At 30.9% G+C, this 14,022-nt stretch carries 14 protein-coding genes; 8 read left to right on the forward strand and 6 right to left on the reverse strand.

The genetic code is table 11. The features are described from left to right. Positions 1-113: 113 nt before the first annotated feature. The 3 genes from fmt to rpmH all read right to left on the reverse strand — a co-directional run bounded on the left by fmt (position 114) and on the right by rpmH (position 1,898). A complete protein-coding gene (gene fmt, locus GOY08_RS00295) occupies positions 114-1,088 on the reverse strand; it encodes a methionyl-tRNA formyltransferase (protein WP_158996567.1) in 975 nt (324 codons plus the stop codon). A gap of 97 nt (positions 1,089-1,185) precedes the next feature. Then, complete coding sequence (folK, locus tag GOY08_RS00300) at positions 1,186-1,686, reverse strand: 2-amino-4-hydroxy-6-hydroxymethyldihydropteridine diphosphokinase (RefSeq protein WP_158996568.1); 501 nt, start codon at positions 1,684-1,686, stop codon at positions 1,186-1,188. 59 nt (positions 1,687-1,745) lie between these two features. After that, on the reverse strand, positions 1,746-1,898 hold the full coding sequence (rpmH, locus tag GOY08_RS00305) for a 50S ribosomal protein L34 (RefSeq protein ID WP_158996569.1): 153 nt from the start codon (positions 1,896-1,898) through the stop codon (positions 1,746-1,748). Positions 1,899-2,111: 213 nt separating this feature from the next. Between rpmH and rlmB the strand changes: the two genes are divergently transcribed. From rlmB to GOY08_RS00340, 7 genes are all read left to right on the forward strand, one after another. Further along, on the forward strand, positions 2,112-3,179 hold the full coding sequence (gene rlmB / locus GOY08_RS00310) for a 23S rRNA (guanosine(2251)-2'-O)-methyltransferase RlmB (protein ID WP_158996570.1): 1,068 nt from the start codon (positions 2,112-2,114) through the stop codon (positions 3,177-3,179). Positions 3,180-3,188: 9 nt separating this feature from the next. Beyond that, positions 3,189-4,112 carry a laccase domain-containing protein gene (locus tag GOY08_RS00315; RefSeq protein WP_158996571.1) on the forward strand — a complete coding sequence of 308 codons (924 nt, stop codon included), beginning with the start codon at positions 3,189-3,191 and terminating at the stop codon, positions 4,110-4,112. Between the two features lie 143 nt (positions 4,113-4,255). Next, the gene (secE, locus tag GOY08_RS00320) at positions 4,256-4,672 is read left to right on the forward strand and encodes a preprotein translocase subunit SecE (protein WP_158996572.1); all 417 of its coding nucleotides are present in this window, start codon (positions 4,256-4,258) and stop codon (positions 4,670-4,672) included. Between the two features lie 31 nt (positions 4,673-4,703). After that, complete coding sequence (gene nusG, locus GOY08_RS00325; protein WP_158996573.1) at positions 4,704-5,324, forward strand: transcription termination/antitermination protein NusG; 621 nt, start codon at positions 4,704-4,706, stop codon at positions 5,322-5,324. 118 nt (positions 5,325-5,442) lie between these two features. Beyond that, complete coding sequence (locus GOY08_RS00330; protein WP_158996574.1) at positions 5,443-5,817, forward strand: PilZ domain-containing protein; 375 nt, start codon at positions 5,443-5,445, stop codon at positions 5,815-5,817. A 29-nt stretch (positions 5,818-5,846) separates the two neighbouring features. Further along, positions 5,847-7,019 (forward strand): tetratricopeptide repeat protein, encoded by a 1,173-nt coding sequence (locus GOY08_RS00335; RefSeq protein WP_158996575.1) that lies wholly within the window; start codon positions 5,847-5,849, stop codon positions 7,017-7,019. Between the two features lie 143 nt (positions 7,020-7,162). Continuing rightward, a complete protein-coding gene (locus tag GOY08_RS00340) occupies positions 7,163-8,956 on the forward strand; it encodes an FAD-binding oxidoreductase (protein WP_158996576.1) in 1,794 nt (597 codons plus the stop codon). Here GOY08_RS00340 and GOY08_RS00345 read toward each other — a convergent pair. Further along, positions 8,846-9,703: an SDR family NAD(P)-dependent oxidoreductase gene (locus GOY08_RS00345; protein WP_158996577.1), complete on the reverse strand. Its 858-nt coding sequence runs from the start codon at positions 9,701-9,703 to the stop codon at positions 8,846-8,848. The genes GOY08_RS00340 and GOY08_RS00345 overlap by 111 nt on opposite strands. Position 9,704: 1 nt before the next feature. Then, positions 9,705-10,535: a lysophospholipid acyltransferase family protein gene (locus GOY08_RS00350; RefSeq protein WP_158996578.1), complete on the reverse strand. Its 831-nt coding sequence runs from the start codon at positions 10,533-10,535 to the stop codon at positions 9,705-9,707. A 243-nt stretch (positions 10,536-10,778) separates the two neighbouring features. Here GOY08_RS00350 and GOY08_RS00355 point away from each other — a divergent pair, with 243 nt between their 5' ends. Continuing rightward, complete coding sequence (locus GOY08_RS00355) at positions 10,779-12,479, forward strand: ParB-like protein (RefSeq protein ID WP_158996579.1); 1,701 nt, start codon at positions 10,779-10,781, stop codon at positions 12,477-12,479. Between the two features lie 10 nt (positions 12,480-12,489). On the opposite strand, the gene GOY08_RS00360 is transcribed toward GOY08_RS00355, so the two are convergent. Beyond that, positions 12,490-13,992 carry an SDR family oxidoreductase gene (locus tag GOY08_RS00360; RefSeq protein ID WP_158996580.1) on the reverse strand — a complete coding sequence of 501 codons (1,503 nt, stop codon included), beginning with the start codon at positions 13,990-13,992 and terminating at the stop codon, positions 12,490-12,492. Positions 13,993-14,022 lie beyond the last annotated feature (30 nt).

Genomic DNA, 14,022 nt, shown 5'->3' on the forward strand with positions numbered 1-14,022 from the left:
AGAATAGTTGAGTTGTACCTCACCTTTTATGGTAAACCGCTCTATCACATGAGAAACAAAACCTCTAACGTTCCTCAATTGTTAAATACTCTAAATCAATAAAAGAAATAATTTCAAGTATTTAATTTAAAAAGCTTGCCTTTTACACCATTTTGAAAATCTTTGGTTGGGACAACTTTTTTTCCTGGTAGTTGTAATTCTATTACCTCTAATAAATTTAAATCACCACAGCAAATAAATAAAGAGTTTTGCGAAAAAATTAAATCTCCTTTGTTTAAATTTAAATTGTTTTCTTTTACTTTAGTTGTAATTATTTTAATTTCAATAATATCACTATTTATTAAAAACTTTGCTTTAGTTCCTGGCCAACCAGCAAAAGCTCTAACTTTATTGTGTAATGTGATAGCAGGTAAGGAAAAGTCCAATAAACCTTCATCTGGTTTTATTTTATCTGCTTTTGAAGCTAATTCGTGATTTTGTTCTTTTCCTAGTATTTTCCCTGCAAAGTAACTTGGTAGTGTTTTTCCTAATAAATGAGCGCCTTTTATGAACAATAAATCAAGTAAATCGGGACTTTTAATTTCAGAATCTAAGATTATTTCTTCTTGTGCTATTATTGGTCCAGCATCCATTGCAGCCACAGATAGTAGAATTGTGACTCCTGTTAATTTATCACCATTTTCAATAGTTCTTTGAACAGGAGCGGCTCCTCGATATAAAGGTAACAAACTTGGATGAATATTTAATGTACCAAATTTAGGGATTTCTAAAAAATCCTTTGGCAAGTAGTTTCCATAAGCGGCAGTAATGCATAAATCTGGTTCAAGTGATTTTAGATCTTCTATAAAATTTGCATCTTTGGCATTGATTGGTGTTAAAACAGGAATTCCTTTTTCTAATGCAGCTTGATGAACTGGTGAAGGTGTTTCGTTTCCATTTCTTGTTGATCTTGCAGGTGGCTGGCTAACTACTAAAATGATTTTTATAAATTGATCATATTGAAAGAGAATTTTAAGTGCTTCAGCTGCAATTTTTGGTGTTCCTAAAAAAACGACTTTTTTTCTATTATCTTTTTGTAAAAAACTCATTTAATAACCTTTAAAAAAAATAGGAAAAAATTTTCCTTCTTGAGAACAATGCAAATGCAGTAAGCAATAACATGCCCGTTTAAAAAAATAAAATTATCTATAAAAGATTAAAATGTTTTAAAATGGTTTCTCTTGAAATTTGCATTTCATTTTCAACCATATCTTGCCAAAAGTCCCTTTTAAAATATTCTGTATGCGGTACATGAAAATCAGGAAATTTATAATAAATATGTGGCTTTAAAGAGCTAAAAGGTAAATTATTACTAGAATAGGCGCAGAATAATATATCAATATCTAAAGCTCTGGGCATCCACCTTCTCTCACGGGGATGGCCTATAATGTCCTCTATCTCTACAATAATTTGATAAAGTTCTATAGGACTTAGATTTGTCTCAACGAGAGCTACAAAGTTTATATAGTATTCATGATTATCAGTATTATAGATGGGATGAGTTAATGGAGCCGTTTTTCTCCAGCTACTCTGTTTTAAAATTGTCACATGGGTTTTTAACAATTTTAAAGATTTTGATAAGTTAGCCTCTCTGTCTCCCAGATTAGAGCCAAAGGCCAATATGTAGTGGTATTTTTTTTTCTGCATTACTTTATGTTTAACAAAAAAAGGCGCGTGAAGCGCCTTTTAGAAGTTAATTTATTAAATTACTTTACGTAAACAGTTGCAGCGAGTCTTGTACGCCCTTTAGAACGACGACGTTTGATTACGTTGCGGCCATTTTTTGTAGCCATGCGAGCACGGAAACCGTGTTTGCGTTTACGAACTTTATTACTTGGTTGAAATGTTCTTTTACTCATGTCACAAATCCTCTCAAATCATAGGAACCATTTTGCTAGCATAAGCCTTATCATAGTGCAAGCATAAAGTAAAAAAAACAAAAACTAGAAAAGTTAAGAGCTTGTTCAAATTGTGAACTAAGATTTTTCTGGCTTTGATTTTGTCTTTTTCTGTGGCATAGGTTTTTCATGGATTTGAGCCATTTTCTATTAATTAAGTGAGAAGATAAAACCATGAATTTTAAACAAAGAGACTCTCGAAGTAGAGGAAATAAACCAGTAAAAACAGAGGGTAGAGGTAAAAATCCGCGCTATAAGTCTGAAGACTCATTGCTTGAAGAAAAGAAATCTCGTTACTCAGCTGGGCGTGAAGAAAAGAAATCACAGTATTCTTCTGGCCGTGAAAGACAAAAGCCTCAATTTTCAAAAGATAGAAAATCATTTGAGGGGGGAGAAAAAGCTCCTATAGTGCAAAAAAACGAACAAAATCAAAATTTTAAGTCTTTTAAGAAGCCTTTAAAAGAAATTTTTATTTGGGGCAGAAGGACGGTTGAAGCGTTTCTCAGCAATTTGCATCAGCAGGGTAAAGAAATAGAAAATTCTAAATATGCGTTACATATTATTGTTGATAAAGCCAATAAAGCGCCATCTCAATTAAAACCGTCTGTAGAATCTGCTCAATTATTAGGTATTAAAATTGTACCACATCAGTCTACTGAAACATGGCCTTTAACAGATTCTGGTGAAGAATTAAATCATCAGCGTATTTGTTTAAAAATTCCAGAATATCCAATACAGTATATATCAGAAGCTATAGAAGTTATAAAATCAGCTAATTCAGAATCTCAACATGGCTGTGTAGGATTAGTCTTAGACCAAATTCAAGATCCAAGAAATTTTGGGGCAATTATTCGCAGTGCTGCTTTTTTTGGTGTAAAATTCATAGTTTATGGAACAGATAGACAAGCAGACATCTCATCACTTGTTTTAAAAACTTCTGCTGGAGGAGCCTTTTCTATCTCTTTAATTCCAGCAGTAAACATCAATCGAGCTCTCCAACAGATTAAGGAAGCTGGGGCGTGGATAGTAGGTACTGCTTTAGGTGAAAACTCTAGTAACCTAAAAGATTTACCAATTGATAGAGCTTGGGTTGGGGTTTTAGGAAATGAAGAAAAAGGCTTGCGCAATGAAGTTCTTAAAAACTGTGATTATATCGTCCAAATTCCTGGAGGAAAAGGTACGGTTGATTCTCTAAATGTTAGCGTTGCGGCTGGAATTCTTATTCATTCTTTAAGTCATTAAAGGGTTATTATGCATTTTTTATCCCATTTGGAATCAAATCATTATCCATTGCATATACCAGATGCTTTTATAAAAGAATTTAAGCCAAGTGTGGAAAAGATATCATTTAATCCCTTTCAGAGTGAAGAGAATATAGCTGTAAAAATTAATTCTTGTAAAAGCTCAGTTCGGTATTCTTTAAATGAAGCTCTAACGCATTCATTTATGGTCAAAGCGTTTCACAGTAATATTATCGCAAGAGCGGCTGAAAACTCTCCCGCTGCAGACGCTCACTATATCGTAGCCCCATTGCGGAATAGTACTCCTATTTTTCAAGGGAAAAAATATTTATCTATTCGAACGGCCGATTGTTTAGCTGTTGTGTTTGTTTTTGAAAATGCGGAATATTTTATTGGAGCTATTACGCATGCGGGTTGGAGAGGATTCACTCAGGGAATTATTCAAAACACAATTGAACGTTTAATTCTTGAGGCAAATTCAATTGGGATCTCAAAAAGTAATTTGTTAAATGGTTTGCATATCCATATTGCTCCCGCTATTTTTGGGGTTTCATATGAATGCGGAGCAGATGTAGCCGCAGCTTTTATGCAGCATTTTAATTTATTAACTTCTAAATTTTCAAATGCTATCAATTACCAAGAATTGTATCATTTATTGACCAATGTCCAACAAGACACTTTTCTTTCAGATATAGTTCAAAGCCATTTGCTTAAAAATCAGCAATCTATCATTATACCTGGAAAGATTTTTCCAGATTTACAACTTTTAGCGGCTTTAGAGGGCTATATTTCTGGCATTCCAATTGAGAATATTGAGATTTTAAGAGAAAATACTTATAGTCATCCATGCCTTTTTAGCTATCGTGAAGCAAGTCATAAAAAGACAAATTCAGGTCATCGGCAATGGACTCATCTTTGTTTTCCAGCTCTTTAGTGGAAAATTTTCAGATAAAAGAAAGTCTAATAGGGGGCTTTGTTTTTCCCTTGCTCATCATAAGTAAACCGTGATAGCTCTAGGTTCATTTAATGGGCTTTTGAAATGTTACTGGGTTCGGCCCAATAGGAGTTAAAAACCAAATGAATGAAGTTTCTCAAGTGGCTTATCGTTATGCAGCACTATTTTATGGTATTATTGCTGCCTATTTTTGGTATATTTTTTACGCCTTATGGGGTTTCTTAGGGAAAAATTATTTTCCTCAAGATGTTTCCAGCGTATTGAGCATTCAGAATAATAATTTTCATATCGTTAATATTATAGTAGCTTCGGTTCTAACCTTATCTGTATTAATTGGTTTAATTTTACATAAAAAATTAAAGGAATTTATTGTTGATGTTGGTGATGAGCTTTCTAGGGTTGCGTGGCCAACTTTAAAAGAAGCTCAAAAAACAACAGCTATTGTTATTGCGCTTGTCATTGTTTCTTCCATTGTGTTGTTTTTTGCTGATATGATATTTTTGAAAGCAATTAATTTAATTATGAATACTGCAGCTTAAGAAAATTTGATAAATCAAGGAATTTTAATTTATGGTGGATACAAAATTGAGTGAACAAGAAGCAACAGCAAAGACAAATTCATTTACGCATGAAAGATTTAAGTGGTACGCCGTTTTAACTCAATCTGGCATGGAAAAAAAAGCAAAAGCAACTTTAGAAGAACGCATTAAAAAGCTGAAAATGACTGATTATTTTGGTCAAATTCTTATTCCAACAATGACAGTTGAAAAAATAGATGAAGGCGGAAAAAAGAAAAAAGTAGAACAAAAAATGATGCCAGGCTATCTATTTGTCCAAATGGATCCTGATCACAAAGCTACGTTTGGATGTGTAAAAGATACACCGAAAATTTCCTCCTTTATTGGGTCTGCTGCTAATCAAGATCCAAAACCTGTTCCTGATGAAGAAATTAGCCGCATATTTAATAAGGCCGCTGAAGCAACGAAAGCTGCGCCAGCTAAACCGCTTACAGCTTTTGAAAAGGGTGAGAAGGTAAAAGTAATTGAAGGTCCGTTTACTAACTTTATTGGTGATATTGATGAAGTTAAACCTGATAAAATGAAACTACGTTTACTTATCTCAGTTTTTGGTAGAGCAACTCCGGTTGAGCTTGAATTTAACAAGGTTGAAAAACTTAAAGATGGTGAGTAATATTTTTTAGAAGTATTATTTGACTATGCTAAAAACAGGGCTTTTAAAGCTCTGTTTTTTTTTATATAGTTAATTTAGAAAAATTTTCTATCTATAAATTTTATAAGGCTTAAATTTTGTGGGAAAAAATGTTGAAATTGAAAAAAGAAATTCTGAAAGATTTAAAAGTGGTATTCCTGTGTTAATTAAAACTAAAGACATAACTAAAATATTAGAATGCACTCTAATAGATATTTCAGAGACTGGATTTGCTGTAAGAATTGAACATGGAAAAATAAAAATGAGTAGTGAAGAGCATTTTATTTTATCAATAGATCCCGCACTATTTGAATTAAATGAGTATAATAGTATAGAAATAAATTCTGTTTGTAAAAGATTTGATCTTGAAAATAAAATATTAGGTGCAATATTTTATAAAAATACTGAGTTAATAAATAAATATTTGGAAAATATAATTTCTTACTTCAAAAAAATTAATGAAAATTTATATTAAATTATTTTAATTACTGAAGGAATTAATTTATGACATTAGTTCTTGAGCTTCCTGAAAATTTATCATTTTTAGTTGTAGATGAAAGTGAGGCTATTCGGACTACAGTTTCTGCAGGATTAAAAGCATTAGGTTTTAGATATGTTACACAAGCAACAAGTTCTCTCAGTGCTTGTGAGATATTGAAAAATAGAAAAATTGATTTTGTGATTTGTGAATTAGAAATGCCGCTTCTTAATGGAGTTGATTTATTAAAAGAAATAAGGGATTCAAATGAATTAAATAAAATAGCTTTTCTCATGATGAGCGGAAGTGTTACGAAAGTAAATATTGCGTTATTAGCAGAATATGAGATTGATGGATTTTTAAAAAAACCCTTTACTTTGCAAGCATTAGCTCAAAAATTACCAATTTGTATGCAAAGTTATAATAATACTAATAGTATTGAAAGTAAGTTTCAAGAAGCTAAATCAATGATCCAAAAATATGATTATGAAATTGCGGTCAATAAATATCAACTATTATTAAAAAAAGTACCAAATTCCTGTCGGGCGCGTGTTGGACTAGCTATTTGTTATAGGATGATGCGAAATTATCAAAAGGCTGAGACAATGTGTCGACAAGCAATAGAAAAAAATCCAGTATACGTGCAAGCATATGATGAATTAGGAAAAATATATGTCACTATGAATAAGATAGAAGAGTCTATTAAGGTTTTCAGGCAAGCAGTTACTTTAAGTCCAAGTAATCCTCTACGATTTGAAAGAATAACTTCGCTTTTAGTTGAAAAACAAAGATTTAAAGAGGCAGAATTATTTATGGAGTCTGCTGCTAGTAATGGAATAGTATACACAAATTTAAATGAACAATTTGCTAAAATACTTTTTTATCAAAAAAAATTAGAAAAAGCTGCAATATATTTTGAAAAGGCATTAATAAATGATCCAAATAATAGAAGCTTAATTAATTTAATGGGTATTTGTTTGAAAGATTTAAATCGTTATGATGATGCATTGAAATATTATAACATGGCAATAAAAGCTTATCCAACTGATACAAAAGTTTTATTTAATAAAGCCCTTTGTTTTATAGAAATGAAAAAGTTTGATAAAGCTAAAAAACTTTGCGAATATATTTTGACTTTAGAACCTACAAATCAAAAAGTAATAAATAAAATTCAAGAAATAAATTTAAAATGTCAATAAAAATAGTATTTATTAAATTAAAAATATGAAATTTTATAAATAAGATGTAAATAAACAAATTAAATAGAGTTGACAATAGCTAAGAAGTTTGAGATTTTTTATACTCAACTTTATTTATTCTTTAGATGATGAGGTTTTATTTTATGATGAAATGGTGGGGTTGGGGAGATCCGCAAAAAACTTTTCCAATGGACGATAAGCCAAATTTGTGGAATTGGATTTGTGGGATTTTGAATTTAGATGAGAATGAGAAAACAGCAGTACCAGTGAATCGTGAGCAAGTAAAATTACCTCTTTTAAATCTGCATCAAGATTTTTTTCAAGAAATACAGCAAATATTGAAAAAAGAGCAAATTTTTACAGATGAAGATGAAAGACTTTTGCATTCTTATGGAAAATCATATGCAGATCTTTTTTATGCACGCAAAGGTATCGTAAAAAAAGCTCCTGATATTGTTCTCTATCCTGAAAGCCATGATGATGTTGAAAACATAATTAAATTGGCTCATTTGCATAATGTCTGTGTTGTGCCATTTGGTGGAGGGACAAATATTGTTGGGGGAGTTGATCCGCGTGACCAAGTCGTAACAAGTCAAGGCAGTCGCTGTATTGTTTCTTTAGATATGAAAAGAATGAATAAAGTGGTTTCAATAGATACGCAATCAAATACAGCTATAATTCAAGCTGGAGCTTTAGGACCTATTTTAGAAGAACAGTTGAATGCAAAAGGTTGGTCTTTGGGACATTATCCAGACTCGTTTGAGTATTCTACTTTAGGTGGTTGGTTGGCAACTCGCTCTGCCGGTATGCAATCTGATGCCTATGGAAAAATTGAGGATATGCTTGTTTCCTTAAAAATGGTGACACCTACAGGAACAGTAGTTACAAGAACAACTCCTGCTTCTAGTGCAGGACCAGATTTAAACAGACTTGTTCTTGGTTCTGAAGGAATTTTAGGTGTAATAACTGAAGCAACAATGCGTGTTCATAAAGCACCTGAGGTAAAAGATTATCGTGGTTTTATTTTCCCTTCTTTTGAAAAGGGAGTTGAGGCTATTCGTGAATGTTTGGAAAAAAATTGGATACCAAGCATGATTCGTTTGCAAGATGAGTTTGAATCGCAACTCGCTTTTAATATGAAGACTCCAAAAAAAGGAATTGAAGCAATTATTCAAAAACAAGTAAAAAAGTTTTTAATTGCTACTGGCTATCAAAAACCTTGTATTATGATTGTTGGTTTTGAAGGTGATCTTAAAAATACGCAAATTGTTTCTCATGAAGCAGTAAAAATTTTAAAGAAACATAGAGCATTTTCCTTAGGGAAAAGTGTTGGAAAAACCTGGTCGAAAGATAAATTTAATATTCCATATTTACGTGACTACATGATGGATTATGCTGTCATGGTAGATGTTGCAGAGACAGCCGCTGTGTGGTCAAAGCTTCTTAATGTTTATCAAAGAACTATTGATGAAGTAAAAAAACGTTTTGCGGAAGATGACAACGGAAAACATATGGGTTACATCGGTTGTCATATTTCTCATACTTATCAAACAGGTGCTTGTCTTTACTTTACTTATGCAACAAAACAACAAGAAGGTAAGGAATTAGAACAATATTATGGTTACAAAAAATTAGTAACAGATACTTTTTTACGTAACGGAGCAACTCTTACACATCATCATGCTGTTGGTTATGAGCATGCACCATGGATGGAAGCTGAAGTATCCGCAACAGGCTTGAAGGCAATTAAAGCTATTAAAGATTCTCTAGATCCTAAAAACATTTGTAATCCAGGTAAAGTATTACCTGTTGAAGAAGAAATGAAACTAGGAGTGTTTGGAATTGACGCCCCTGACTTGGTTAATCAAAGTAAGAGCCGAGCTAAAAAGAGAGCTGGGCAGGTGAGTCGCAATTCGCACGAAAATACGATTAGTTAATCCTGGAACACAAACAAGCTCTCCATTAAGCAATGAATTTAATCCTTGTTCAGCAACTTCACGGGCAGACATGCCCGATGATTTTTCTATTATATTTTTATCAGAAAGTTCTTGAATTTTTGAACGAGCGCGAAATTCAGTTTGAGTTATACCTGGGCATAAACAACAAACTTTAATGCCAAAAGATTTATTTTCATGCGCAATGGATGAGCTAAATGATAATATAAATGATTTGCAAGCGCCGTAAACGGATTGATAAGGGACAGGAGAAAAAGAATATACTGAACCTACATTTAAAATAAATCCAAACTTATTTTTTTGCATATTTGGTAAAAGAAGTTTAGTAATACTAAGTGTAGAATTAATTTGAAGTTGTACTAAATTTATTTCTCTTTGGATATTAGTTTCATGAAATCCTCCATGTATTCCAAATCCAGCATTATTTATTAGTAAATCAACAGATAGATTATGTTTTTCTAGAAACTGTGCAATATCTTCTGTGCAATTTTGTTTTGATAAATCTAGAGCAAGAGGATAAATTTTAGATCCGTATTTCTGAGATAAGTTATCTTCTAATTCAGATAATTTTTGCAAATCTCTAGCAACAATAATAATATCATAACCTTTTTCAGCTAATAAATTCGTAAAAGCAAATCCAATTCCACTAGAGGCACCTGTAACAAGTGCTAATTTTTTTCTTTTTATATCAATGACACTGTTACTTATATTCTTTTTAAAAAAATTCATATTATTTGATAAATCCTGATTTATATATTGTGAAATAAGCATTTTCTTGCGTTTTTATTTGTTTTGCTATCTGACTTACAATTTCTCCGCAACCTTCTCTTCCTTCTAATTTAGTATTTGGCTCAATTAGTTTTAAATCAATATAAAAATTAGAATTTTTTAAAGGATAATTTGAGTAAGTTTCTTGCTTATCGCCTCTAACATAAATGCAAAGAACCCTACAATTAGGAACATTTTGAATAATTTTTCCAACTCCATAAGTCATTTGATTTTCTTCAAATCTACCTGTTCTGCTTCTTTTTCCTTCTGGAAAAATAGTGATAATTTCTCCTTTTAACAATAAATTTTTACAAATAGAAAGTATTTCATTGTGATGTGATGATGAAGCATCTCTATGAATAAAAATACACTTTGCCAGAAAAGCTATGGTACGATAGTGCCATTTTTTTCCAAAAAAGTCTCCGGCTGGTAAATTCCATGAAAAATATTTATAATTAAATTGATACCAATAATTTGGAGCAAGTGCCCAAATTATTAAACATGAATCAATAAAAGTAAGATGATTTGCACAGATAATTAATGGCTTATCTTCTTTGATAATTTCTTTAAATTGTTTACGAATTTTTTTAATATTTTCAATTTTATATTTCATAATAAATTTAAAGATAAAAATAATGGAATAACAAAAAGGAATTAGTAACAAAAAACTTATTGTCTTTTGGAAAAAAAGTCTTTGTTCTGAATACGAAACTATTGCTGGAGATTTATAAATCTCTTTATCAGTGGTCTGAATTATTTGAGCTGTTGATTTAGAATTTTCTTTTTCTAGCATCTAAAAAGTCCTCCTTTTATTGCAATGGCCATTTTATTTGATCTATATATATGAGTAAATATGTAAATTTAAAAAAAAGTAGAATTGTAGATTAAAGCTAAATTTCATTTTGATTACCAAAAAATGAGATGATTTTGATTTGGGAAATTAAGCCTTGATCTTAAAATGACAATATGATTTTGTGGATTGTTGGTTATGTGCATCTTACCTTAAAAATTTGGCTAGCATAGGGTTTTGCTTTAAATGGATAAAAAAATTTATAAACAACTGATTTTTTACGGTCTTTCATTTAATTCATTAATTTTAATAAGTTGTGTTTCTCAACCCAAAGTAAAAACGTTTTCTCATACTTTTTCATGTCAGCAGGAACCTTCCTTACCAGAGAATAACTACCCTCTATGCAGCAATACAATTGAGGATAATCAATTTTGTCAAATAAAACTAGAAAATTTAAAACCTACCCAGTTCAATTTTGCTGAGGATTATGTAAAGCACAATTTTAAGTATTTTGCCAATAAACCAGCTGAATATCAAAATTACTTATGTAAGAACCCAATAGAAGTAGTGGTTGGTGCTAAAGCTGATTCTGGATTTTATGTAACTGATGGGCACCATCGTGTAAAAATAATTGAATTGTTTCGTAGCAAGCTTTCCCAAGATTTTACAATAACAGCTAAAATTATAAAAAATTATCACCTTGTCAGTCCAAATTTAAAACCCAATGAATTTTGGAATTCAATGCAGGCAGATAATTTTGTTTATTTGAAAGACAAAGGCGAAGTTAAAGATCCAAATGAGTTGCCAAAATCTTTTTCTGATATGACAAATGATCCTTATCTTTCACTAGTATCATATATTAGAGACGATAAACAAAAGTTTTGTTTTGATACACAATTGTCTTCTTTTCAAAATTATGGAGAACTTCACTGGGCAGAATATTTTAGAAACTATAAAGGTTTAGACCCATATAATGATAATAAAATTTATAGTTACTATAAAAATAGAATTATTTATTTTGGAGGAAAAAACTCTGAAAAGAAAAAAAATATTTGTAAATCTTTGGAAGCAGCAAACTTACCAGGATATTTTAATTCAAGTAAGTTAACACCAACTTTAGTTATTGATAGTTTTGGTGCAACTGGGGAAGTAAAAAGTTTTCGAACTATGAGTATGTTAGAAAAAATTCCCAATATAAATCATCGTGGGTTAAGTAAATTAAAAGCATCTGGTAGTGCGCAGTTTTCTGAAAGCCAATTATCTTGGATAAAAATGAACACTTCTGAAAATTTGGTTGTTGTTGATCTTCGTCAGGAATCACATGGTTTTATCAATGGTAATCCTGTTTCTTGGACAGCGCGTTTAAATTGGGCAAATAAAGGTGAATTAAAAAATAATATTATAGTTGATGAATCCGTAAGATTAAATGAACTTCTTTTTCAAGATCATATTGCAATGCCAACGGCAAGAAATTATAAAATAAATAATTTTAAAATCAGTGATTTTATTAAATTAGAAATTCAAAGTATCTCTCGTGAAGATGAAATAACTGAAAAAAATAAAATAGGTTACTATAGAGTAACTGTTTCTGATCATTCTAAACCATCAGATGATAATGTAGATGATTTTTTGAATTTTTATAGATCTTTAAAGGATGAGCAATGGGTGCATTTTCATTGTCGTGCAGGAAAAGGAAGAACTACTACCTTTTTAGCAATGTATGATATGTTAAAAAATGCAAACCAAGTTTCTTTTCAGGAAATCATAAAAAGACAATCAGCTGTAGAACCATTTTATAATTTACTGGATTTTAAGAAAGGGAACAAAAAAACATTAAAATTAGATAGATATCAATTTTTAAAAAGTTTTTATTTGTTTGCCAAAGACATGCAAGGTGGTTATAAAGGAACATGGAAACAATGGAAAGCAATGAATAAAATACAGTAAAAACTTAAATTCATTTGTTAACTTTTTTGTTTCCTTTTTTTCCACTTGTGAGGGCTTTTAATTGTGGCAAGCACCACTGATTTAATCCTGGTATATGAACATCATTCCAATATTTTTCCCATTTAATATCAGTTGGAGTGTATGAGAATTCCTCTTCTGTTACTCTGTGATTTAATAAATTATCCGACTTAAAAGTATAATTATAATCATATATAAATGGTTTATATACTTTCATAATAGTATCGATTGTTTTTGCTTTTCTTTTAATAGTCGAAATAGTAGATTCAATGCCAAATTTAGCTATAATTTTTGCAGAGTTTTTTTCAAGTTTAATTTTATCAAAAAGATAAGAAACTGTTTTTTCTATTCGATTGATATTTGTTCCGGATAAAATATGTTGCGGAGTAATAAACTTAGGTTTTGAAGCAGGGAGAAGAATTTGCGAAAGAGATCTTTTTTGATTCTGCCTAAAGTAGTTACAGACATATTCTGAAGCTAAAGCCACTGAAAGTGGGTTGATTGAAGAAGTTGAACTTTGATAAACAGGAGAATGTTTTCCGGCAAGCAAAGCTGATGCTGCAATGGTTAATCCTTTTGCAACATAATCAACAGGAATAATATCTAAATTATGATTAGGTTTAGCTACAATATGTCTATATCTAGTGCTAAACATTTGAATAAAAGGAGCCGTTCCATTAAAATCTTCATTCCAACCAGGAAATGGGTATTTTTCAGCAGACTCAACTATGCTAGGGCGGAAAATACTGAGCCTTTCAGTAGGAATTTTGTTACTTAAAACAGCCTCTCCTAAACCTTTTGTATAAGTATAAGTATTAGGCCAGCCTAGACGTTCAGCTCTTACTGTACCTATTTTCACAAGCTCTTTGTCACTGGCGTTTCTAGAACGCATTGCTTGAGCTTCTTGAATACCCCATTTAATTTCTTCTTCAGCTGTAAATTTTGTTCCGTTAGGAGAAATATCTTTAATAGCTTGTTCTGGAACAATACCATCAGCCATACCTGCGACATAGCAAGTAGAAATATGCAGTAATTTCGCTTTTTTTGTTGACAAAATAAAATCAGCTACAATTTTTGTACTTTCTGAATTTGATTTTAACATTTGATCTAATGGAGCAAAAAATCTTAAATCAGCTGCAAAGTTAACAGCTAAATCAACATCATTTTGTAAAGTTTCTAAAATATTATTTGGTAAATTAAAATTTTCACAGCAAACATTTCCAGTTATAACTTCTATTTTTTTTAGTTTACTTAATTCATTGCCATAAATATTTCTTAAATTGCTAAAAACTGGTGAATTAGCATATATTTCTTCAAAACGAGTGTAACCACACTTTCCTTTTTCAGATCTTACAAGAATAATAACTTTTTTAATTTTTGGAATATACTCTAAGAGCATGGATATCCAGACTTTACTTATAAATCCACTCCCTCCAATAATTAATATTGTTTTACCTTCTATAATACGATGAATGGAGAGATTAGATATTGTCATATATGGTACCCTTTCTTGTACTCTAAATCC

Source organism: Pigmentibacter ruber (genome assembly GCF_009792895.1).
GTDB lineage: Bacteria > Bdellovibrionota_B > Oligoflexia > Silvanigrellales > Silvanigrellaceae > Silvanigrella > Silvanigrella rubra.